Origin of the sequence: Micromonospora sp. NPDC020750 (genome assembly GCF_044334565.1) — a bacterium.
Classification (GTDB): Bacteria; Actinomycetota; Actinomycetes; order Mycobacteriales; family Micromonosporaceae; genus Micromonospora.
This window is the reverse complement of sequence record NZ_JBIRTH010000007.1, coordinates 292389-313537: the sequence shown is the minus strand read 5'-3', so window position 1 is coordinate 313537 and position 21149 is coordinate 292389. Positions and strand designations below refer to the sequence as shown.

Sequence of the window (21149 nt, the reverse complement as noted above, 5' to 3'; positions counted from 1 at the left end):
CAAGGCTACCGGCTGAGGGGAGGGTCGATGAATGGTCGGCTCCTCCGATGGGCGGTCGCTGTGCTGCTCGTACCGCTGATGGCGGGCTGTTCGATCGGTCCGGTCCGTCGCCCACCCCCGGACCGGACGGTCCCTCCGCCCGGTCCGGCGACCACCGCGCCGGCGTCGTCCCCCACGACCTCCGACGTCGAGGTACGCGAGGTCCGGGTCGCCGTCGGCCGGCGGTACGATCCGCCGTACGTCGAGTTCGTCACCGCCGAGCAGGGATATGCCCTCTTCGCGAGCTGCGGAGGCGAGCCCCCGGACCGGAACTGCCCGGCGCTGTTCTACACGACGGTGGACGGTGGGCGTTCCTGGCAGCAGCGGCGACATCCCCGTCCGGTCGCCGGCAGCCAGCAGTTGTACGCCGTCCCCGGCGTGTTGGCGCTCCACTTCGAGCCCCGCGACTGGTACACCTCGACCGACGGCGGCGTCACCTTCGCGCACGCCATCGGGGAGCGGGCCCCCGCCGCCTGGCAGGCCGCCCAGGGCCGGTTCCAGCTCGACGAGGCCACCGGCCGGGCGGTTCGCTGGCAGGGGCGGCGGATGACAAACCTGCCCGCCCAGCCGCCGGTGCCCGGCCTGCACGGTCTCGTCGAGACCCGTGGCCTGCTGGTGGCGGCCGGCGTCGACGGCGGGAGGCCGTACGCCGCGGTTTCCCCCGACGGTGGGCGGAGCTGGCAGCGGACGGCGGTGCCGGCCCCCGACGGCGAGGTCGGGATGCTGCGCCCGGTGGCCGGGCCGGACGGCGAGGCGCGGCTGATCGGCTGGCCACCGGACCGGACGAGGTTCCCCACCTTCTGGCGATACCTGGGCCGGTGGTTGCCCGTGCCCGCCGAGGGGCATCCGGCGCGGGCGCTCTCGGTGGTGCCCCTGACCACCGGCCGGTTCGCCGTCAGCGGCCCGGACGGCGTGGGCGTGGTCGCCGACGGCCGGTACGACCGGCTCGACTGGCCGGTCGGCCCCGAGCACCACCTGACCCTGCTGGACGACGGCACGGTGCTGGGCCGCACCTCCGACGAGGTACTGCTGGCCTCGGGGCCGGTCGGCAGCCGCCACTGGGTGCGGGTGGTGCTGGAACCCGCCTGAGCGGCCGGCTCGTGCGGATGGCGGCTGCCCGTACCGGTTGTGCCGCGCCGGGGAGGGCCCCTGTTTCACCGCCTGTGGAGCTGCCCCGTCTGCGCTACCAACCGCACCTACTGCTTCTCCGCCACGAAGACGCCCACCCCTTCGAGTGTCTCGGTCAGCCCGGTCGCTCGGAGGATCATCATGGCCTTCCCGACCACCGTGTCCGACACGCCGTACTCCTTGCAGAGTTGCGACCGACTCGGCAGCTTCGCGCCGGGAGGCCAGTCACCTGATTCGATCTTGCTGCGTAGCTCGTCTGCGAGCACCTGGTACTGCTGCTTGGGCATACACACTCCCCGGATGGCATGCCCATTCGATCACGGCACCACCTCCAACCTCAAGCAATTGGGGGTTTGGTCGTTGACCTACAACCGGTACCGATTGTAGGTTGCTGTTGAACGCCCCCGGATGGCACTGAGGGCGCTCGACGAGGCGGGACGGCACTCCCCGGTTGACCGTCCCGACCTCCCCGTGGTCCTGCTCTCCTGCGGCTTGGTGGCTGTTGAGAGCAGGGCCGGGCGGTCGGTCGGCCATGTCGACCGACCGCCCCTCCCGGCATCGCACACCGAGTCGTCGAGGAAAGGACAGCCTGTGGTGCGTGCACTTCTGCGATCCCTGCTCAGCCGCCGGCACGCCGGGCCGTACTCGGCAGCCCACCGGCCCGTCGGTGCTGCCCGGCCCGTCGGGCACGGTCCGCGCAACCGGCCGCCGGCCGGCGCGTACCGCTCGTGCCTTCCCCTGCGGCCCTGGCAGGTGCGGAGCCGGACCTTCACGCCGCGCCGGAGCGGCGCGGACCCGGTGGAGGTGGCCGAGTTCCTCGACCGGGTCGCCGCCGACCTGGCCGCCGCCTACGCGGCGCTGGCGCGCAGCCGCGAGGAGGTCGCCCGGATCAAGGCGGCGCTGCGGGAGTGGCAGTCCCGCCAGGCACCCGCCGCGCGCGACCTGGCCCGGCGGCGGCCGTGAGCCGCCGGTACGTCATCCATCTGCCGGTGACGGCGGCCGACCTGGCCCGCGCCAAGATCCTGGCCCGGACCGCCGTCCGCTCGCTGGCCATCGTCGCCCCCGTCGATCCCGGCGAGACCACCGTCTCGACCGAGGACGACCAGGGGGTACGCCACCGCGTGTTCTGCGACCGCCGGCTCGATGGTGGGCGGCGGTGCGTGCTGCGGGCCGAACACGAGACGCCCTGCACCGCCCGCGTACCCCGCTGATCGGGGCTGCGCCCGCTCCTCGATCCGGACCGTTGGCCGTCCGGCCCGGTGCCCCCGGAGGCGCGCCGGAACGTGACCCAGCTCACACACCCAGGGTTGAGCGGAATAGGCTCAACCCTGGGTGTGTCCTTCCTAGTGGACACGCCGATCCGGGGGAGCCCATGAACACGGAACGTCTCACCACCAAGAGCCGCGAAACCATCACCGGTGCCGTCGCGCTGGCGAACCAGCGCGGCCACGCCACCGTGGAGCCCTGGCACCTGCTGCTGTCGCTGCTGGACACCGAGGGGTCGACCGCCGCAGGTCTGCTGCGCGCCGCCGGGGCCGACCCCGCCGAGCTGCGCCGGGCCGCCCAGCGCGCGGTCGACGGCCTGCCGGCAGCCAGGGGCTCCAGCCTCGCCGAGCCCACCCTGGCCCGCGAGTTCGTCAACGCCATCGGCGCCGCCGAGCAGATCGCCCGGCCGCTGGGCGACGAGTACACCTCGACCGAGCACCTGCTCGCCGGCCTGGCCCGGGTCGGCGGCGCGGTCGCCAGCGCGCTGAAGAACGCCGGCGCGACCGAGGAGAACCTGGTCGCCGCCTTCCCGACCGTCCGGGGCGGGGACCGGCGGGTCACCACCGCCGACCCGGAGCAGACCTACCAGGCACTGACCAAGTACGGCGTCGACCTGACCGCCAGCGCGCGGGACGGCAAGATCGACCCGGTGATCGGCCGGGACTCCGAGATCCGCCGGGTGATCCAGGTGCTGTCCCGGCGTACCAAGAACAACCCGGTGCTGATCGGCGAGCCCGGCGTCGGCAAGACGGCGATCGTCGAGGGGCTGGCCCAGCGGATCGTGGCCGGCGACGTGCCCGAGTCGCTGCGGGGCAAGAAGCTGGTCTCGCTCGACCTCGGCGCGATGGTGGCCGGCGCGCAGTACCGGGGGCAGTTCGAGGAGCGGCTGAAGTCGGTGCTGGAGGAGATCAAGAACTCCAACGGCCAGGTCATCACCTTCCTCGACGAGCTGCACACCGTCGTCGGTGCCGGCAAGGGCGAGGGCTCGATGGACGCCGGCAACATGCTCAAGCCGATGCTGGCGCGCGGCGAGCTGCGGATGGTCGGCGCGACCACCCTCGACGAGTACCGCGAACACATCGAGAAGGACCCGGCCCTGGAGCGCCGCTTCCAGCCGGTGCTGGTCGGCGAGCCGACCATCGAGGACACCATCGGCATCCTGCGCGGCCTCAAGGAGCGCTACGAGGTGCACCACGGGGTACGGATCACGGACGCCGCCCTGGTCGCCGCCGCATCCCTGTCCGACCGGTACATCACCGAGCGATTCCTGCCGGACAAGGCCATCGACCTCGTTGACGAGTCCGCGTCCCGGTTGCGCATGGAGATCGACTCCCGGCCGGTCGAGGTGGACGAGATCGAGCGGGCGGTGCGCCGGCTGGAGATCGAGGAGATGGCGCTGGCCAAGGAGCCGGACGCCGCCTCTGCGGAGCGGTTGGAGCGGCTGCGCAAGGAGTTGGCCGACAAGCGCGAGCAGCTCACCGCGCTGTCCGAGCGCTGGCATGTGGAGAAGGACCACATCACCCGGCTCTCCACGGCCAAGGAGGAGCTGGAGCGGCTCGGCGGCGAGGCCGAGCGGGCCGAGCGCGACGGCGAGCTGGAGCGGGCCGCCGAGCTGCGCTACGGCCGGATTCCCGAGCTCAAGGCCGACCTGGCGAAGGCCGAGGAGGAGCTGGCCCGGCTCCAGGCCGAGGGCGCGATGCTCAAGGAGGAGGTCGGCGCGGACGACATCGCAGCCGTGGTCGCCTCCTGGACCGGCATCCCCGCCGGCCGGCTGCTGGAGGGCGAGACCGCCAAGCTGCTCCGGATGGAGGAGTCGCTGGGCTCGCGGGTCGTCGGCCAGGCCGAGGGCGTCGCCGCAGTCTCCGACGCGGTCCGCCGGGCCCGGGCCGGCGTCGCCGACCCGGACCGCCCGACCGGCAGCTTCCTGTTCCTCGGCCCGACCGGCGTCGGCAAGACCGAGCTGGCCAAGGCGCTCGCGGAGTTCCTCTTCGACGACGAGCGGGCCATGGTCCGCATCGACATGAGCGAGTACGGCGAGAAGCACTCCGTCGCCCGCCTCGTCGGCGCCCCGCCCGGGTACGTGGGCTACGAGGCGGGCGGCCAGCTCACCGAGGCGGTGCGCCGCCGGCCGTACTCCGTGATCCTGCTGGACGAGGTGGAGAAGGCCCACCCCGACGTGTTCGACGTGCTGCTCCAGGTGCTCGACGACGGTCGGCTCACCGACGGCCAGGGCCGCACGGTGGACTTCCGCAACGCGATCCTGATCCTCACGTCCAACCTCGGGTCGTCGGTGATCAGCGACCTGACGATGGCCGAGGAACAGCGCCGGGAAGGCGTCCTCGCGGTGGTCCGGTCGCACTTCAAGCCGGAATTCCTCAACCGGCTCGACGACATCGTGGTCTTCGCCGCGCTGCACGGGGACGACCTGCGGGCCATCGTGGACATCCAGCTTGAGCGGATGCGTCGGCGGCTGGCCGACCGCCGGCTCGGCCTGGAGATCACCGAGGCGGCCCGCGGCTGGCTCGCCGAGCACGGGTACGACCCGATCTACGGGGCCCGGCCGCTGCGCCGGCTGGTGCAGTCCGCCATCGGCGACCAGCTCGCCAGGGCGCTGCTCTCCGGCACGGTCCGCGACGGCGACACGGTGAGGGTCGACCTGGCCGACGGCAGGGACGGCCTGACCGTCACCGCCTGACGCCGCCGCCCAGGTGTCGGAAGGGGCCCCCGGTGCAACGTTCTGGCGTTGACAGGGGGCCTCTTCGCCCGATCGGGGTATGGAGGTGGGCATGTTCGGACGCGGAAACAAGGAGCTCGACGCGGCGGTGCGGGAGCTGGCGAAGGCCGACACCCTCGCGTTCGGCGGGGTGGGCTTCGCCGGCACGCTGTTGCCGGTGACCGAGGCGTACCGGGAGGTCGAGCGGCAGCTCGACGCGCACCCGGAGCAGGCCCGGCGGAAGGTCGACCGGCTGCTGGAACACGGCTCGCCAGCCGGTCGGGCGTACGCGGCGACGCTGCTCGGCCGGGTCGACCCGGCGGGCGCGCGGGCGGCGTGGGAGTCACTGCGCGACGAGCCGGCCGAGTTCACCACCTTCGGCGGCTGCGTCATGGGCCGGAGCCGGCTGGGCGAGTACGCCGCCGCCCGGCTCGCCGAGGGTTGATCGACCAGCCGGGTCGACGCTGACCGATCGGGGCTGACACCCACCGGCCGCCGGCCGTACGGTCCTGCCATGACCGCACCCGTGGCCGCCCCGGTCCGTCCGCCCCGACCGACCTCGGTCGTCGTCGCCTGCTGGCTCCAGATCGCCACCGTGCTGATCCTGCTCGGACTGGTCGCCCTGATGGTGTACGAGGCGGTGCGCTTCGACGGCGAGATCAGCCGGGTGGCCCGGCTGGTGCCGGACGCGGACCCCGCCGAGGTGCGCGACGAGCGGGACACCAACGTCTTCGGCACCCTCTTCATGGGCATTCCCGTCCTGCTGCTCGCCGGCTGGCTCGCCGGCACCGCACTACCGCTGCTGCGAGGGCGCAACGTCGCGCGCATCCTGGTCTTCGTCTCCGGCGGTGGGCAACTGCTGCTCTGTCTCGGTCCGGCGTGCTCCAGCACGCTGCTGTTCCCGCTCGTCCTCGCGCTCGGGTTCTCCGAGGAGATGGGCCCCGAGGGGGAGCCGCTCCCCGGGGATGACTTCTGGCAGGAGTCGAGGTTCCTGGAGACCCTGTACGGCCGGCAGGAGTCACACGACGATGTGATCTTCCCGATCATCGGGATCAGCGCGCTGACCGCGCTGCTGCTCACCGCGACCGTGGTGCTGCTGCTCTCCCTGCCGCCCGCGAACCGGTACTTCCGCCCTCGGGCGCAGCCGCCGGCCGGTCCGGTGCCCTACGTCGGCTGGCCCACCGCCCCGCTCCCGCCGGTCGCGCCGGCGGGCGCCTGGGTGCCGGCCGGGTACCCGGTCCCGCCGGGGTACCTGATCTGCCCCGACCCGGCCCTGCACCTCGCCCACCCCCCGACGTCGCCCGGCCCGGCCGGTCCGGCGTCGGTGCCGCCCGGTTCGACCCCCGCGCCGGCCGGTCCCCCGGTCCCCGATCCGCCCGCAGCGCCAGGTAGCTGAGCCCCTACTCAGCGATCGCGAGGTTCCCCGACGTGCGCAGGGTTGTTACCGTCTCCGCCGACGCAACTGGGGAGGCGATCGGATTGAACGGATCGGTGGCATATCTGGTGACGGCGGCGGGCTGCCTCATCGGGGTGGCCGGGATCGTCATCGCCGTGGTGGCGATTCGGCGGAGCCGGACCAAGCCGCCCCGGCACCCCGGCCCGACCGACCCGTTCCGCGACCGGGACGCCGACGCGCTGCGGGGCGACCCGCGCCGGCTGAGCCCCGGCGACATCGTCGAGATCCGTGGGAGGCCGTACGCGGTGCGCGGCTCGGTGCTGCTCAAGGAGGGCAGCTGGGCCTGGTCGGAGCACCTGCTCGACGACGCCGGCGGCGGCCAGCTCTGGCTCTCCGTCGAGGAGGACCCGGACCTGGAGCTGGTGTTCTGGACGACCGACCCGGCGCTCACCCTCACGCCGGGCGCGCCGACCGTCGACCTCGACGGCCACCGGTACACCAGCAACGAGTCCGGGCACGCGCTCTTCACCGGCACCGGGACCACCGGCCTTGACCCGTCCGGCGCCATGCGCTATCACGACTACCGGGGCCCGGGCGCCCTCCGGCTCTCCTTCGAGGCGTACGGCAACGCCGCGTGGGAGGTGGCGCGGGGCGAGGTGCTGCACCGCTCCGAGGTGATGATCTACCCGCAGGCCGGCCCCGGGAAGGTGAGCTGACCCGTGCTGGTCACCCTCGACACCCCGTACGTCGACACCAGCGCCGCCGACCTCAGCCTCGCCCTCGGCGACGCGGAGCGCCCCGCGCTGCACGTGCTCGACCTCGACCTGCCCGCCGGTGTCCGGCTGCGGCTGCGCCTGCTCGGCGCCTCCCACCAGGTGGTGCTCCGCGCGGCGGGCACCGAGCTGACCGAGACCGTGGCCTGCCTGCCCGGCAGCCCGCCCGAGCTGCCCGCCACGAGGCTGGACGAGGCGAACGGCTACCGGTTCACCGCCACGGTGCTGCGGCCGGCCGGAACGGAGCTGAGCGACCGGGTCGCCGCGCTCCGCGCAGAACTGGCCGGCGACCCGTACGCCCTGGTCGGGGTCTTCCCGGGCGACGCGGACGCGGTGACCGCCCTCGCGGTCCGACCGGATCCGCCGGACGGGACGGTCTCCTGGCGCACCTGGCACGCGTACCCCCAGACCAACGAGCTGGTCCTGACCGAGACGGTGGTTTCCCTGTGAGCGCGAGGAGTGAGTCGGGTTTGCGAGCCCCGCAGTCGGGAACGGAGGCGACCCTGTGAAGACGTACCGACCCTGGTTCGTGGTGGGAGCGGCGGTCGCCGTGATCGGTGCGCTGATCGCCGCCTTCGCGATCTTCTACGGCAACTTCTCCCCACGCGGCTACGTGGAGGACAGGTACACCCGGGCGGCGAGCCGGGACATCGGCGGGAACGCCGCAGCGTACACCTCGTCGAAGTCGCCCAGCCAGGTCGCCGACGAGATGACCGACGCCTGGAAGCCGGCCGACCAGTACATCGACGGCAGCGGCGTCTATCTGCGCTACGACGACGACTCGGTGGTGATCCTGCCGATCGCCGCCGGCTCGGTGATCCTGCTCGAACGCATGACCACCGCCTACCCCCGCTACCACTCGACCGTCGGGTCGCACTGGGGCTGGGGACGCGGCAGCACCGTCCGGGGCGGCGGCCCCGGCACCGGCAAGTAGCCCGACGACCGACCCCCTCACCCTGGAGCCCTCCTGTGCAGAACCTCGTCATCGATCTGCTGGTCACCCTCGCCTACGGCGTGGTCGGCGTCGTCCTGATGGGCATCGGCTACGGGCTGGTCGACGTGGCCACCCCCGGCAAGCTCCACGAGCTGATCTGGACCGAGCGCAACCGCAACGCCGCGCTGTTGCTCTCCTCCAACCTGCTCGGCGTCGGCACCATCGTGGTCGCGGCGATCGTGGCCAGCGAGGACGACTTCCTCATCGGTCTGGTCGGCGCGACGGCGTACGGGATCGTCGGCCTGGTCATCATGGCCGCCGCGTTCCTGCTGCTCGACGCGGTGACCCCGGGCCGGCTCGGTGAGCTGCTCGTCGACCCGGAGCCGCACCCCGCCGTGTGGGTGTCGGCCGTGGTGCACCTCGCCACCGGCGCGATCATCGCCGCCGCGATCAGCTGATGGCCTCCGCAGCTCACCGGGGTCGCGGCCGGCCGGGCAAGCCGACGGCGAAGGCGACGTCCTCGGCCGCCTCCGGCTGGATCGTCGGCCTGGTCACCGTCGTCGTGGTCGGTGGCTGCATCGGCGTCGGCGTCCTCAACGGCGACTCCGGCGGCACCACCGTCCCCGCCCCGGCGACCGACGAGCGCGCCGACACCGTGCCGATTCTCGCGCAGGCCGCCACCAGCCAGGGCATCTGCTACGGCTGGCGGCTGGAGAGCTACTACGGCTCCGTGGTCAGCGTCGGCTCCAACCTCGGCGACGGGGTGGCCGTGGTCGACAACCCGGCCTGCCCGCGCTGGGTCGAGGTGACCGCCGAGGTCAGGTACACCTCGGAGAGCAGCGAGAGCAGTGACTCGGCGACCGTCGACGTGACGGGCTCGACCGACATCGACCGCTCCGACCTGTACGCCGTGGAGAACGGGCTGCAGCGGTTCGGGCTGGACGACGACGCCTTCGTCGACGACCCCGGCTGGGCGGTCTGCCGGGCGGCCGTGGCGTTGCCCCTGCTGGTCGCCGAGGCCGGCGTGGCCGAGCCCGCCGCCACCCCGGCCGCCGCGCCGGGCTCCTCGGCGTCGCCGCTGCCGGCCGCGGGCAGCGACTTCTGGCGGGACCGGTGGGGCTGGCTGCTCGCCACCGCCGGGCTGCTGCTGGTCGCCGCGCTGCTGTTCACCGTCGGGTTCGTGCGGCGCAGTCGGCAGCGCGCCCAGGCGCCCGCCGGGCGTACCCGGGGGAGGGCATGACCACCGAGGCGCCGGCGGCGGCCGACGGCGGCCCCACCGCCCGGCCGCGCTGGCGGCTGTCCCGCGCGGCGGTGCTGGTCGCGGTCTTCGTCTGCGCCGCCTGTGGCCTGGTGTACGAGCTGGCCCTCGTCGCCCTCGGCAGCTACCTGATCGGCGACACCGTCGGCCAGGCGTCGATCGTGCTCGGCGTGATGGTCTTCGCGATGGGCGTCGGCGCGCTCGCCGCCAAGCCGTTGCAGTCCCGGGCCGCCGCCGCGTTCGCGTTGGTCGAGCTGGCCCTGGCCCTGCTCGGCGGGCTGTCGGTGCTCGGCCTGTACGCCGCCTTCGCCTGGCTGGACCTGTACGGTCCGGCGCTGGTCGGCACCGCGTTCGTGCTCGGCCTGCTGATCGGCGCGGAGATCCCGCTGCTGATGGTCATGCTGCAACGCATCCGGGAACAGTCCGCCGGCAGCGCGGTGGCCGACCTGTTCGCCGCCGACTACGTCGGCGCACTGCTCGGCGGGCTCGCCTTCCCGTTCCTGCTGATGCCCGTCTTCGGCCAGCTCAAGGGTGCCCTGGTGGTCGGCGCGGTGAACGCGGTGGCCGGCGTCGCGCTGGTCTGCACGGTGTTCCGCGCCGAGCTGAGCCGCCGGGCGCGGATCGCGGTCGGCGCCGGCTCCGTCGTGGTCGCCCTCTGCCTCGGGTACGCGTGGATCACCGCCCACGACTTCGAGGTGACCGCCCGGCAGCAGCTCTACCGGGACCCGGTGGTGCACGCCGAGCGCAGCCGGTACCAGGAGATCGTGCTCACCCGCTCGGTGCGGGAGGTCGGCCACGCCGACACCGACCTGCGGCTGTTCCTCAACGGCGACCTCCAGTTCAGCTCGGTCGACGAGTACCGCTACCACGAGGCGCTGGTGCACCCCGCGCTGAACGGCCCCCGCGGCGAGGTGCTGGTGCTCGGCGCCGGGGACGGGCTCGCGGTCCGGGAGATCCTGCGCTACCCCGACGTGCGCCGGGTGACCGTGGTCGACCTCGACCCGGCCGTGGTGGCGCTCGCCCGCAGCGAGCCGCAGCTACGCCGGCTCAACGGCGACGCGTTCGCCGACCCCCGGGTGCGGGTGGTCAACGTCGACGCGTTCGGTTGGCTGCGCGCCGCCACCGAGCGGTTCGACGTGGTGGTCGCCGACCTCCCCGACCCGGACGAGACGGCCACCGCCAAGCTCTACACCGTCGAGTTCTACGAGCTGATCCGGGCGGTGCTCGCCGAGCGCGGACGGCTGGTCGTGCAGTCCGGCTCGCCGTACTTCGCGCCCCGGTCGTACTGGTCGATCGAGGCGTCGGTGCGGGAGGCCGGCTTCGCCACCGTGCCGTACCACGTCGACGTGCCGAGCTTCGGCGACTGGGGGTTCGTGCTCGCCGCGCCGGGGGGCACCCCGCCGGGGCTGGCGCTGCCGGCCGACGCGTCAGGGCTGCGCTTCCTCACCGCCGGGACGCTGGCGTCGGCCGCGAACTTCCCCGCCGACCGGAGCCGGATCGACCTGCCCGCCTCGACCCTGTTGCGGCCCCGCGTGCTGGAGTACGCCCGCGCCGAGTGGCGCGGCTACTAGGGTCGTTGCCATGGTGCGCGGACCGTCGCGTCGCCGGTGGATGCCGCCCCGGGCGGAGGCTGCTGCGGCGTACCTCCAGGCGTTCGTCCTGTCCGGGGTGGCCTCTGTGCTGCTCATCCGGGCGTACCTCCAGGCCACCGACTACCCGCAGCTCGGCGGCGGCGGCCTGCACATCGCGCACGTGCTCTGGGGTGGCCTGCTGATGACCGCCGGCCTCGGCGTGGCGCTGGTCTTCCTCGGCGGCGCGGCCCGGATGACCGGCGCGATCCTCGGCGGCATCGGATTCGGCCTGTTCATCGACGAGGTGGGAAAGTTCGTCACCACCGGCACGGACTACTTCTACGCCCCGGCAGCCGGCATCATCTACGGCGTCTTCGCCCTGCTCGTGGTCATCACCCAGGCGGTACGCGGCCGGACCCGGCTGCTCCCCGCCGAGCGCACCGCGAACGCCCTGGACGCCGTGCTCGGCGGCCTGATCAACGGTCTCACCGACCGGCGTCGGGCCGAGGTGCTCCGGCTGGCCCGGGGCTCCGGGGCGCTGACCGAGGCCGCCGTGGCCGGGCTGCTCGACGCGGTGCCCCGCCGGGAGCCGCCGCCGCCCCGGTTCTGGCAGCCCTGGCTGGCCCGGCTCCGCCGGTTCGTCATCGGGCTGACCGCCCAGCGCTGGCTGGTCAGCCTGGTGGTGGTCTACCTGGTGGCGGCGCCGGCCCTGACCCTGATCGGCGTGCTGCTGGACGGGGTGACCGGCGCGCTGGACCAGGAGCGGGAGTGGGGCGCGGTGCTCGGCGTCTCGGCGTCCGCGCTGGTCACCGCCGTGCTCAGCGTCACGGCGGCGTTCCGGCTGCGCCGGGACCCGGTCGATGCGTTCCGGCTGTTCAAGCTGGCGATCCTGGTCGACCTGCTGTTCGGGCAGATCTTCAACTTCACGGTCAACCAGTTCGGCGCGGTCACCGCGGTGGGCGCCGACCTGTTCCTGCTCGCCGTGGTGACCGCCGAGCACCGGCAGCTGCGCCGGGAAGCCGAGCGGCATGCGTCCGCGTCCGGCGCGCCCCGCACAGTCTGACGTGCCGGGCTGGCCCGTACTGGATACGGTGTGAACCCGACTCCAGGGAAGGAGCGCCGTGGTCGACCCCCACAGCCCACCGCCGGCCCGGACACGTCCGGCCGTCGTCACCATTTCCAGCTACCTGCTGATCCTCGTCGCCGCGATCCAGGTGATCCAGCTGATCCTGACGCTGACCACCATCGGCACCACCCGCGACGTGCTGCACGACGCGTACTCGGGCACTGACGCCAACGGCGCCGACGCGCTGGCGGATTTCACCGTCGCGATCGGCATCGGTGGGGCCATCCTGGTCCTGCTCATCGGGATCGGGCTGGTGGTGCTGGCCATGCTCAACAACCGGGGCCGTAACGGCGCCCGGATCACCACCTGGGTGGTCGGCGGCATCCTGGTCTGCTGCACCGGCAGCAACCTGATCAGCGGGCTCGCCGGCGGCTTCGCCGGCAGCGGCCAGACCTCCGGCGACGCGCCGAGTCCGGAGGAGATCCAGCGCCGGTTGGAGCAGGAGCTGCCCTCGTGGCTGACGCCGGTCAGCACCCTGCTCGCCGTCGTCGCGCTGCTCGCCCTGCTGACCGCGCTGATCCTGCTGGCCCTGCCGGCCGCGAACGAGTTCTTCCGTAAGCCGCAGCAGGGCTGGGAGCCCCCGGTTCCGGGTGCCGCCTACCCGGCCTACCCCCAGAATCCGGGCTACCCACAGAACCCGGGCTACCCGCAGGCCCCGGCGTATCCGCAGACCCCCGGCTACCCGGCGGCACCCGGCTACCCGCACGGTCCGGGCCAGCCCGGCCAGCCGACCCACCCGCACGCGACCCCCGGCCCGTCCTCCCCGGACCAGCCGACTCCGTACCCGGACCAGCCGACCCCGGGGCCGTCCTCGTCCGACCGGCCGGACCCGTCCGGGCCGGGCCAGTGGGGCGACTCGGGGCCGTCCACGAGCGGCGGGTACTCCGGGCCGTCCGGCGGCGACTCCGGATCGTCCTCCGGCGGTGGCGGCGACTCCGGATCGTCCTCCGGCGGTGGATCGTCGTCGTCGGACTGAGCACCGGACACCGCCCAGGCCGTCGGCCGGCGCAGCCCGGGTGGCGGACTGGGCACGCCGGATAACGGCGACATCGACGATCCCTCCGAGTAGGTTCCACACGGACGCCTACCGGAGGGATCTGTCGTGTCGTACCCCGATCAGGCGCAGCCCCGTCGCCCCGCGGCCGTGGGGCTGGCGGCGGCGGTGCTGGTGCTGATGGCCGTCGGCGCGCTGGCCTACGCGGTCGCCGGTCTGGTCGCCCTCGGCGGCACCGTCGACCGGTTCCGGGCGGCGGCGGCCGGCACCACCGTCGGTTCCGGGGAGATCGACGGCCTGGTCACCCTGTTGCGGCTGGCGGTGGGGGTGTCGGCGGCGCTGACCGTGCTGGTCGGCGTCGTGCTCGTCGGGCTGGCGTTCGGCCTGTTCGCCGGCCGGCCCGGGGCCCGCGTGGCGACCTGGGTGGTCTGCGGACTGGGCCTGGCCTTCGGCTGTTGCGGGCTCGCGGCGCTGGTCGGCCAGCGGGCCGTTCCGCTGCGGCTGTCCGGGAGGGACCAGGCCACCACCGCCGAGCTGCTCGGGCTCCTCGGCGACGCCTACCCGTCCTGGTGGATCCCGGCCAACGCGGCCCTTTCCGCCGGCCAGATACTCGGTTACCTTGTGGTAACCGCGTTGCTGACCCTGCCGGCCGCCAACGCGTGGTTCCGCCGAGGCCGTCCCGTGCCGGCCGTGCCCCTGTACCCGAGCCGCTGAGGACACCCGTGACGGCAGAGCAGGTTCCCGCCGAGCGCCGCGCGCTGGTCACCGGCGCGACCGCCGGTATCGGCGCGGAGTTCGCGCGCCGGCTGGCCGCCGACGGTTGGGCCCTCGTGCTGGTGGCGCGCGACGCCGCGCGGCTGGCGGCGGTCGCCGCGGAACTGACCGGCAGGTACGGCCGTCCGGCCGAGGTGATCGCGGCGGACCTGTCCACCGACGACGGTTGCGCCGCCGTGGAACGCCGGCTGGCCGAGGGCAGCCCGGTCGAGCTGCTGGTCAACAACGCCGGGATCAGCCTCAACCAGCCCTTCCTGAGCTCCTCCGTCGCCGACGAGTCACGCTTGCTGCGGCTGAACGTGCACGCCGTGCTGCGGCTGACCCTCGCCGCGGTCGGCCCGATGACCCGCCGGGGCCACGGGGCAGTGATAAATGTCTCTTCGGTTGCGGGCTTCGGGCCGGTCATGCCCGGCTCGACGTACCCGGCCAGCAAGGCGTGGGTCACCGCGTTCAGCGAGTCCGTCGACCTGACCACCGCCGCGTCCGGGGTGCGCGTGATGGCCCTGTGTCCCGGCTACACCCGCACCGGCGCGCACGAACGGCTCGGGATCGACATGTCCGGGACCCCCCGTTTCATGTGGCTCCAGGCCGGACAGGTGGTCGACGAAGCCCTTCGTGACCTGCGGAAAGGCCGCTCCGTAAGTGTTCCGTCGCGGCGCTACAAGCTGGCCGTCGCCGGGGTCCGGCACGCGCCGCGGAGCCTGCTGCGCCGGTTCGCCCGGGACACCCGCGGTCGCGACGACCGCCGCGCCGGCTGACCTACGGCACAGTGCCTTTCGTCGGGCCCGGCGGCAGGTGTCCGCCCCTGCCCGGCGGCAGCGGTCGCACAGAGTAGCCGAACATCGCCAACCATCGGTCGCCCGCAGGGCTGATCGGGTGGACCCGACACACGGCTCCCAGACTTGCGCAGTAACCTCTATCGCCATGGGGGACCACGACGACCTGCGCAAATTCATCAACGACCTAGCCGTGGTCCACGGGCGGGTGGTGCTCTCGTCGGGCCAGGAGGCGGACTGGTACGTCGATCTGCGGCGTGTCACGCTCCATCACCAGGCCGCACCGCTGGTCGGTCGAGCACTGCTCGACCTGACCTCCGACTGGGAGTACGACGCCGTCGGTGGCCTGACCCTGGGCGCCGACCCCGTCGCCCTCGCAATGCTGCACGCCGCGTCGACGACCGACCGGTCGCTCGATGCTTTTGTCGTCCGTAAAGCGGGTAAGGCTCATGGTCTGCAACGCCGCATCGAGGGACCGGACGTGGCTGGACGGCGGGTGTTGGCGGTCGAGGACACGTCAACCACCGGCGGCAGCGTGCTGACCGCGGTTGAAGCGTTGCGCGAGGCCGGGGCCGAAGTGGTGGGTGTTGCGGTTATTGTTGATCGTGGCGCCGGCGACGCGGTGCGAGCCGCCGGACTGCCGTATCGGGCGGCCTATACGTTGGCTGACCTCGGCCTTGTGGCCTAAAAGTTTGCCGATTCGGATCTGCTGATATGCAGGCGGATCGATGCTGCTGGTGGAAGGATGGAATACGTGGGAACTGCGTTGGCTGAAATGACCATGCCTCAGATCTCGCCGCTTGCCGGCGAGCCGATCGAACGTGCCGACGCCGAGCGGCTTGCGGGGGTCCTCAAGGCCCTCGCGGACCCCGCTCGGCTGCGGCTGCTCAGCCTGATCCAGTCGGCGCCCGAGGGCGAGGCGTGCGTGTGCGACCTGACCGCACCGCTCGGCCTCTCCCAGCCGACGGTCAGTCACCACCTGCGTATCCTCACCGAGGCCGGCTTGCTGGAGCGGGAGAAGCGCGGTGTCTGGGCGTACTACCGGCTGGTGCCGTCCGCGATCGCGACGATCGCGGATCTGCTCACCCCGCCGCGCAAGCGGGCCACCAAGAAGGCTCGCTGACGACAAGGCTCTGTTCCGGGCCGTCCCGCCTCGGGTCGGCATCGGGTGGCGTGTCAGGGGTGGCGCCACCACCGGGCGGTGACGCGGGGCCGCGTCACCGGCAGTTGCCTCGTTGATTCGTCCGCCGTCGATCCGTCACGGCCTCGACCGATGGCCGGTCCCGCAGCTCGGGGCCGGCCATCGGCGTACGCCGGGACGGATCGCGCCGTCAGCGGCCCCTGCCCTGCTCCGGCCACCGGCCGCCATCGTGTGGCTGCTGCGGCTCCTGCTGCCCGTACTGGGGGTACTGCTGCTGCGGTGCCTGCTGCTGCCCGTTCGGCTGCTGCGGCGACCGGTCGTGGGCGTGGTGGTGACGGTGGTGCTCCACGGTGTCCCGGACGGCCTCCATCGCGCCGGCGGCGCTCGCCGCCGCCACCACGGTCATCACCTCGCCGCGCTTGCGGGCCCGCCGGTCGCGGAGGAACTCGAAGAAGATCGGCAGCACCGAGATCAAGATGATCAGCGCGACCACCGGCAGGATGTACCGGTCGATCTTGTCGCCGATCGCGTTGTAGATCTGTTCGGCGAGCAGGTACCCGATCAGCAGGATGCCGTCCACCCAGAGGATCGCGCCGACGACGTTCCAGAGCAGGAACTGCCTGGCCGGCATGCCGAGCGTCCCGGCCACCGGGTTGAGGAACGTGCGGACGATCGGGATGAACCGGGCCAGCACCACGGCCTTGGCCGGGCCGAACTTCTGGAAGTAGTACTCCGCCTTCTCCACGTACTCCCGCTTGAACAGCCGGGAGTTGGGGCGCTCGAACATCCGCCGGCCGTACCGCGCGCCGAGCCAGTGCCCGAGCTGGGCGCCGACGATCGCGCAGATCGGCCCGCCGATCAGCAGCCCGATCAGGGAGATCCGGGTGCCGTCGCCGAAGATCGCGTCCGCCACCGGCGATGCGGCGACGCCGGCCAGGAACAGCAGCGAGTCGCCCGGGAAGAAGAAGCCGACGAGCAGCCCCGTCTCGGCGAACAGGATCACCCAGACACCGATCAGCCCGAAGGTATGGAGCAATTCCTTCGGGTCGAGCGGATTCAGGGCGACGGTCTCGACGGCCGCCCGTGCCTTCTCTGCTGTGTCCACGGCCACACAGGGTACCGAACCCCGGTTCCGCTCCCGCCCGGCACCGCCCCGGTCCACCCGGGACGGTGCCGGGCCGCGCCCTCGGCCAGCCCTTCGACCACCGTCACAGGCGGGGGTCGACCGGCTCGGACTCGCAGGCCAGGATGGCGAAGACCAGCTCGTGGCGGCGCCAGAGCGGGGCGCCCGTCGCCAGCGCGTCCAGGGCGGCGAGCCCGAGGGCATGCTCCCGCAGGGCCAGCCCCCGCTTGCGGCCCAGCGACCGTCGGCGCAGCGCGGCGAGCTGTTCCGGCCCGGTGTACCCGGGGCCATAGATGATCCGCAGGTACTCCCGGCCCCGGCACTTGATCCCCGGCTGGAGCAGCGACCCCCGCGAGGACCGGGCGGCCGGCCCGGCGTACGGCTTGACCACCATGCCCTCCCCGCCGCCGCCGGTCAGCGCCAGCCACCAGTCGGTGGCGTCGGCCTCGGCCGAGGCGTCGGCCAGGTCGACGACCCGCCGCCGGGTGAGGGTGAACAATCCCGGGTCGGCGGCGCACAGCCGGTCGGCCAGGTCGAGGTGCCAGCCGTGGTCCCGGTCGGCGTGGCTGGCCCCGGCGGAGGCGAGCACCACGAACGGGGCGAGGGTCACCCCGCGCAGCCCGTCAGTCGGCGCCACGTACGCCCGGTACGCCGCCGAGTACGCCTCGACCTCCACGGACCGGACGGCCATCCGCTCCCGCAGCTCCCCGACCGGCAGGCCCCGACCGGCCACCGCGTCCAGAGTGGCCAGCACCGCCGGCAGGGCGGCCCGACCGGCCGCGCCCACGCTCGCGTACTGCTCGCGGATCAGCCCGCCCGCCTTCGCCGACCAGGGCAGCAGCTCGCAGTCCAGCAGCAGCCAGTCGGTGCCCAGCTCCGCCCACAGCCCCGCCGTGGTCACCGCCGCCCGGACCCGGTCCAGCAGCTCGCCGTCCAGCGGCGGGCCGAAGAACGGCCGGCCGGTGCGGGTGTGCACCACGCCGCCGCCCGGCCCGAACGGGCCGCCGTCGGGGTCGCGGCAGACCAGCACCACGGCACGCGAGCCCATGTGCTTCTCCTCGCAGACCACCCGGTCGACGCCAGCCGACCGGTAGTCGGCGAACGCCTGCGCCGGGTGCTCCAGGAATCCCTCGACCGTCGACGTCGAGCACGGCGCCATCGTCGGCGGCAGCCAGGTCAGCCAGCTCGGGTCGACCGCGAACCGGCTCATCACCTCCAGCGCGGCGGCGGCGTTCTCCGCCGGCACGGTCAGCGTCCCGTACGGGTGCTCGACGTGCCGTCGGCCGGAGACGTCGCGCAGGTCCAGCACCGTGTCCGGGCGGGCCGGGACCGGCGCGACCAGCGGCCGGGCCGGGGCGTACCACTCCTGCACCGCGCCGACGGAGACCAGCTCCCGCTCCGGGTAGCGCAGCGCGGTCAACTTCCCGCCGAAGACGCAACCGGTGTCGACGCAGATCGTGTTGTTCACCCATTCCGGCTCCGGGGCGGGCGTGTGCCCGTACACGACCATGGCCGAGCCCCGGTAGTCGCGCGCCCACGGGTAGCGCACCGGCAGGCCGTACTCGTCGACCTCGCCGGTGGTCTCCCCGTACAGCGCGAACGCGCGGACCCGGCCCGACGCGCGGCCGTGGTACTCCTCCTTCAACCCGGCGTGCGCGACCACCAGCCGGCCGCCGTCCAGCACGAAGTGACTGACCAGGCCGTCGATGAAGGCCGTCGCCTCGGCCACGAAGCTGTCCGGCTCCGCCGCCAGTTGGGCCAGCGTCTCCGGCAGGCCGTGGGTGAGCCGCACGTCCGCGCCGCGCAGCTTGCGCAGCAGCTTCTGCTCGTGGTTGCCCGGCACGCAGATCGCGTGCCCGGCCGCCACCATGCCCATCACCAGGCGGAGCACCCCGGGGGAGTCCGGGCCGCGGTCCACCAGGTCACCCACGAAGACGGCGGTACGACCAGCCGGATGCGCCGCGTCCACCGGGCGGCCCGCGTCGTCGCGGCGCAGGCCGTAGCCGAGCCGGAGCAGCAGCGCCTCCAACTCCTCGCGGCAGCCGTGCACGTCGCCGACGATGTCGAACGGTCCGGTCAGGTCCCGCCGGTCGTTGAACAGCTTCTCGAACCGGATCTCCGCCGCGTCGATCTCCTCGACGCCGCGCAGCACGTGCACCTTGCGGAAGCCCTCCCGGGCCAGCTGGCTGTACGACCGGCGCAGGTCCCGCTGCATCCGGGCCAGCACGGGTCGGCCGAAGGTGCGGTCCGTGCGGGCCTGCGTCCGCTCCCAGGCCAGCGCCTCCGGCACGTCCAGCACGATCGCTACCGGCAGCACGTCGTGCTCCCGGGCCACCCGGACCAGCCCGGCGCGGGCGTGCGGCTGGAGGTTGGTGGCGTCCACGACGGTGAGCCGGCCGCGCCGCAGCCGGATCCCGGCGACGTGGTGCAGCGCGTCGAACGCGTCCGCCGACGCCGACTGGTCGTTCTCGTCGTCGGCGACCAGCGCCCGGAACGCGTCGGAGGAGAGCACCTGGCTCGGGGCGAAGTGTCGCCGGGCGAAGGTGGACTTGCCGGAACCGGAGACGCCGACCAGCGCCACCAGGGCCAGCTCGGGGATGTCGATCATCGGCCCGCCTCCTTCGGTGCGGTCGTCTCCGTTGTGGCCTTCGGCTGCGCCGTGGCATTCGTCGGTTCAGTGGTGAACACGGCGAGCTGGGTGGGGGCGCCGACCTCGGGGTCGTCGTCGCCGATCCCGCCGATCGTCGCGGTGTAGCCGTGCGTGGTGGTGACCCGGTCGACCCAGGCGGCGAACTCCGCGCGGGTCCACTCGAAGCGGTGGTCCGGGTGCCGGAACCGCCCCGCGCCCAGCCCCTCGTAGCGGACGTTGTGCTCGGCGTTCGGCGTGGTCACCACGACCGTGGCGGGCCGGGCGTGGCCGAACACGGCGTCCTCCAGCGCCGGCAGGCGGGGCAGGTCGACGTGCTCGACGACCTCCATGAGCACCGCCGCGTCGTACCCGCGCAGCCGGTCGTCCCGGTAGGTCAGGGCGGACTGCCACAGCCGGATCCGGTCCCGCTGCCGCTCCGGCAGCCGGTCCAGCCGCAGCCGGCGCTCGGCCAGCGTCAGCGCCTGGGCGGACACGTCGGTGCCGACGACCTCGGTGTACCGGCGGTCGCCCACCAGGGCGGACAGCAGCGCCCCGCCGCCGCAGCCGAGATCCAACACCCGGGTCGCCCCGCTGGCCGCGAGGGCGGCGAGCACCGCCTCCCGGCGGCGTACCGCCAGCGACGGCCGGCGCGCGGCCTCCCCGCCGTCGGCCTCGGCCTCGGCCACGCTGTCGGCGGGCGGCTCCTCGGCCAGCCGCTGCTCGGCGAGGCGGGCCATGGCCTCCCCGGCCAGGGCCCGGCGGTGGGCCAGGTAGCGGCGGGTGATGGTGGACCGCTCCGGGTGGCCGGCCAGCCAGCCGGCACCCGCCCGGAGCAGCTTGTCGATCTCGTCCGGCGCAACCCAGTAGTGCTTCGCGTCGTCGAGCACCGGCAGCAGCACGTACAGGTGGTTCAGCGCGTCGGCGAGCCGCAGCGTGCCAGTCAGCGTCAGGTCGACGTACCGGCTGTCGCCCCACTCCGGGTACGTCTCGTCGAGCGGGATCGGGTCGGCCGCCACCGCCCAGCCCAGCGGCGCGAACATCCGGGCGGCCAGGTCGGCGCCGCCCCGGCAGCGCAGCACGGGCACCCGGATCTCCAGCGGGATCTCGGCGGCGGCCAGCTCCGGCCGGTCCCGGGACTCGCCGCGCAGGGCGGACCGGAACACCCTGGCCAGCGCCGAGGCGAGCAGGCTCGACGCGGCGTACGGGCGGTCGTTGACCCACTGGCCGAGGGTGAAGCCGTCCGGGGCGGTCGGCTGGCCCCGATTCTTGCCGCGACCGCCGGCCAGCCGCAGCGGGTCCACGTCGACCAGCAGGGCCACGGTGCAGCGCCCCTCGTCCGCCTCGGGGTAGACCACGTGCGCGACGCCTACGGGCAGCTCGAAGGAGTGCACCCGGTCCGGGTGCTTGACCAGCAGGTACCCGAGGTCGGTCGCCGGCCGGTGGGTGGTGGTCAGGGTGAGCAGCACCCACCCATGGTGTCAGGGACTTCGATCTTGCGTCGTCCCGTT

Annotated in this window: 22 protein-coding genes; 18 read left to right on the top strand and 4 right to left on the bottom strand. The window is 73.4% G+C overall.

Going from position 1 to position 21149, the window contains the following annotated elements; genetic code table 11:
* Positions 1 to 27: 27 nt before the first annotated feature.
* On the top strand, positions 28 to 1128 hold the full coding sequence (locus ACH4T9_RS22895; protein ID WP_396671730.1) for a hypothetical protein: 1101 nt from the start codon (positions 28 to 30) through the stop codon (positions 1126 to 1128).
* 107 nt (positions 1129 to 1235) lie between these two features.
* Here the strand turns inward: ACH4T9_RS22895 and ACH4T9_RS22890 are convergent, their stop codons facing one another.
* The gene (locus ACH4T9_RS22890; protein WP_350880456.1) at positions 1236 to 1454 is read right to left on the bottom strand and encodes a winged helix-turn-helix domain-containing protein; all 219 of its coding nucleotides are present in this window, start codon (positions 1452 to 1454) and stop codon (positions 1236 to 1238) included.
* A gap of 307 nt (positions 1455 to 1761) precedes the next feature.
* Between ACH4T9_RS22890 and ACH4T9_RS22885 the strand changes: the two genes are divergently transcribed.
* The 17 genes from ACH4T9_RS22885 (at position 1762) to ACH4T9_RS22805 (ending at position 15871) form a co-directional block, all read left to right on the top strand.
* Positions 1762 to 2130, top strand: coding sequence for a DivIVA domain-containing protein (locus ACH4T9_RS22885; protein ID WP_396671729.1), 369 nt, complete (start codon positions 1762 to 1764; stop codon positions 2128 to 2130).
* Positions 2127 to 2378: a hypothetical protein gene (locus ACH4T9_RS22880; protein ID WP_396671728.1), complete on the top strand. Its 252-nt coding sequence runs from the start codon at positions 2127 to 2129 to the stop codon at positions 2376 to 2378. The genes ACH4T9_RS22885 and ACH4T9_RS22880 overlap by 4 nt, the downstream gene beginning before the upstream one ends.
* A 161-nt stretch (positions 2379 to 2539) precedes the next feature.
* On the top strand, positions 2540 to 5128 hold the full coding sequence (gene clpB / locus ACH4T9_RS22875; protein WP_396671727.1) for an ATP-dependent chaperone ClpB: 2589 nt from the start codon (positions 2540 to 2542) through the stop codon (positions 5126 to 5128).
* A 91-nt stretch (positions 5129 to 5219) separates the two neighbouring features.
* Positions 5220 to 5591: a hypothetical protein gene (locus ACH4T9_RS22870; protein WP_396671726.1), complete on the top strand. Its 372-nt coding sequence runs from the start codon at positions 5220 to 5222 to the stop codon at positions 5589 to 5591.
* A 69-nt stretch (positions 5592 to 5660) separates the two neighbouring features.
* A complete protein-coding gene (locus tag ACH4T9_RS22865; RefSeq protein ID WP_396671725.1) occupies positions 5661 to 6542 on the top strand; it encodes a hypothetical protein in 882 nt (293 codons plus the stop codon).
* 83 nt (positions 6543 to 6625) lie between these two features.
* Positions 6626 to 7258, top strand: coding sequence for a DUF4178 domain-containing protein (locus tag ACH4T9_RS22860; protein WP_396672065.1), 633 nt, complete (start codon positions 6626 to 6628; stop codon positions 7256 to 7258).
* Between the two features lie 3 nt (positions 7259 to 7261).
* Positions 7262 to 7765 carry a DUF2617 family protein gene (locus ACH4T9_RS22855; protein ID WP_396671724.1) on the top strand — a complete coding sequence of 168 codons (504 nt, stop codon included), beginning with the start codon at positions 7262 to 7264 and terminating at the stop codon, positions 7763 to 7765.
* Between the two features lie 55 nt (positions 7766 to 7820).
* Complete coding sequence (locus ACH4T9_RS22850) at positions 7821 to 8249, top strand: DUF4247 domain-containing protein (protein WP_350880472.1); 429 nt, start codon at positions 7821 to 7823, stop codon at positions 8247 to 8249.
* A gap of 35 nt (positions 8250 to 8284) precedes the next feature.
* A complete protein-coding gene (locus ACH4T9_RS22845; protein WP_396671723.1) occupies positions 8285 to 8707 on the top strand; it encodes a DUF350 domain-containing protein in 423 nt (140 codons plus the stop codon).
* Entirely contained in the window at positions 8707 to 9489 is a 783-nt protein-coding gene (locus tag ACH4T9_RS22840) for a hypothetical protein (RefSeq protein WP_396671722.1), read from the top strand. Before ACH4T9_RS22845 ends, ACH4T9_RS22840 begins: the two co-directional genes overlap by 1 nt.
* Entirely contained in the window at positions 9486 to 11078 is a 1593-nt protein-coding gene (locus ACH4T9_RS22835; RefSeq protein ID WP_396671721.1) for a polyamine aminopropyltransferase, read from the top strand. The genes ACH4T9_RS22840 and ACH4T9_RS22835 overlap by 4 nt, the downstream gene beginning before the upstream one ends.
* Positions 11079 to 11118: 40 nt before the next feature.
* Positions 11119 to 12141, top strand: coding sequence for a hypothetical protein (locus ACH4T9_RS22830; protein WP_396672064.1), 1023 nt, complete (start codon positions 11119 to 11121; stop codon positions 12139 to 12141).
* Positions 12142 to 12199: 58 nt separating this feature from the next.
* Positions 12200 to 13180 carry a hypothetical protein gene (locus ACH4T9_RS22825; protein WP_396671720.1) on the top strand — a complete coding sequence of 327 codons (981 nt, stop codon included), beginning with the start codon at positions 12200 to 12202 and terminating at the stop codon, positions 13178 to 13180.
* Positions 13181 to 13306: 126 nt separating this feature from the next.
* Positions 13307 to 13912 carry a hypothetical protein gene (locus tag ACH4T9_RS22820; protein WP_396671719.1) on the top strand — a complete coding sequence of 202 codons (606 nt, stop codon included), beginning with the start codon at positions 13307 to 13309 and terminating at the stop codon, positions 13910 to 13912.
* Between the two features lie 8 nt (positions 13913 to 13920).
* A complete protein-coding gene (locus tag ACH4T9_RS22815; protein WP_396671718.1) occupies positions 13921 to 14730 on the top strand; it encodes an SDR family NAD(P)-dependent oxidoreductase in 810 nt (269 codons plus the stop codon).
* Between the two features lie 166 nt (positions 14731 to 14896).
* Positions 14897 to 15436, top strand: coding sequence for an orotate phosphoribosyltransferase (gene pyrE, locus ACH4T9_RS22810; RefSeq protein ID WP_396671717.1), 540 nt, complete (start codon positions 14897 to 14899; stop codon positions 15434 to 15436).
* A gap of 57 nt (positions 15437 to 15493) precedes the next feature.
* Positions 15494 to 15871, top strand: coding sequence for a helix-turn-helix transcriptional regulator (locus ACH4T9_RS22805; protein WP_007454255.1), 378 nt, complete (start codon positions 15494 to 15496; stop codon positions 15869 to 15871).
* Between the two features lie 208 nt (positions 15872 to 16079).
* Here ACH4T9_RS22805 and ACH4T9_RS22800 read toward each other — a convergent pair whose 3' ends face one another.
* The 3 genes from ACH4T9_RS22800 to ACH4T9_RS22790 form a co-directional block, all read right to left on the bottom strand.
* On the bottom strand, positions 16080 to 17000 hold the full coding sequence (locus tag ACH4T9_RS22800; protein WP_396671716.1) for a DedA family protein: 921 nt from the start codon (positions 16998 to 17000) through the stop codon (positions 16080 to 16082).
* Positions 17001 to 17097: 97 nt separating this feature from the next.
* Positions 17098 to 19620 carry a polynucleotide kinase-phosphatase gene (locus ACH4T9_RS22795; protein ID WP_396671715.1) on the bottom strand — a complete coding sequence of 841 codons (2523 nt, stop codon included), beginning with the start codon at positions 19618 to 19620 and terminating at the stop codon, positions 17098 to 17100.
* Complete coding sequence (locus ACH4T9_RS22790; RefSeq protein WP_396671714.1) at positions 19617 to 21107, bottom strand: 3' terminal RNA ribose 2'-O-methyltransferase Hen1; 1491 nt, start codon at positions 21105 to 21107, stop codon at positions 19617 to 19619. The genes ACH4T9_RS22795 and ACH4T9_RS22790 overlap by 4 nt, the downstream gene beginning before the upstream one ends.
* Between the last annotated feature and the right edge of the window lie 42 nt (positions 21108 to 21149).

Coding starts and splice junctions, on each gene's coding strand:
- ACH4T9_RS22895 (WP_396671730.1), top strand. CDS start 28: ATGAATGGTCGGCTCCTCCGATGGGCGGTCGCTGTGCTGCTCGTACCG.
- ACH4T9_RS22890 (WP_350880456.1), bottom strand. CDS start 1,454: ATGCCCAAGCAGCAGTACCAGGTGCTCGCAGACGAGCTACGCAGCAAG.
- clpB (WP_396671727.1), top strand. CDS start 2,540: ATGAACACGGAACGTCTCACCACCAAGAGCCGCGAAACCATCACCGGT.
- ACH4T9_RS22870 (WP_396671726.1), top strand. CDS start 5,220: ATGTTCGGACGCGGAAACAAGGAGCTCGACGCGGCGGTGCGGGAGCTG.
- ACH4T9_RS22865 (WP_396671725.1), top strand. CDS start 5,661: ATGACCGCACCCGTGGCCGCCCCGGTCCGTCCGCCCCGACCGACCTCG.
- ACH4T9_RS22840 (WP_396671722.1), top strand. CDS start 8,707: ATGGCCTCCGCAGCTCACCGGGGTCGCGGCCGGCCGGGCAAGCCGACG.
- ACH4T9_RS22835 (WP_396671721.1), top strand. CDS start 9,486: ATGACCACCGAGGCGCCGGCGGCGGCCGACGGCGGCCCCACCGCCCGG.
- ACH4T9_RS22830 (WP_396672064.1), top strand. CDS start 11,119: ATGCCGCCCCGGGCGGAGGCTGCTGCGGCGTACCTCCAGGCGTTCGTC.
- pyrE (WP_396671717.1), top strand. CDS start 14,897: ATGGGGGACCACGACGACCTGCGCAAATTCATCAACGACCTAGCCGTG.
- ACH4T9_RS22805 (WP_007454255.1), top strand. CDS start 15,494: ATGGAATACGTGGGAACTGCGTTGGCTGAAATGACCATGCCTCAGATC.
- ACH4T9_RS22795 (WP_396671715.1), bottom strand. CDS start 19,620: ATGATCGACATCCCCGAGCTGGCCCTGGTGGCGCTGGTCGGCGTCTCC.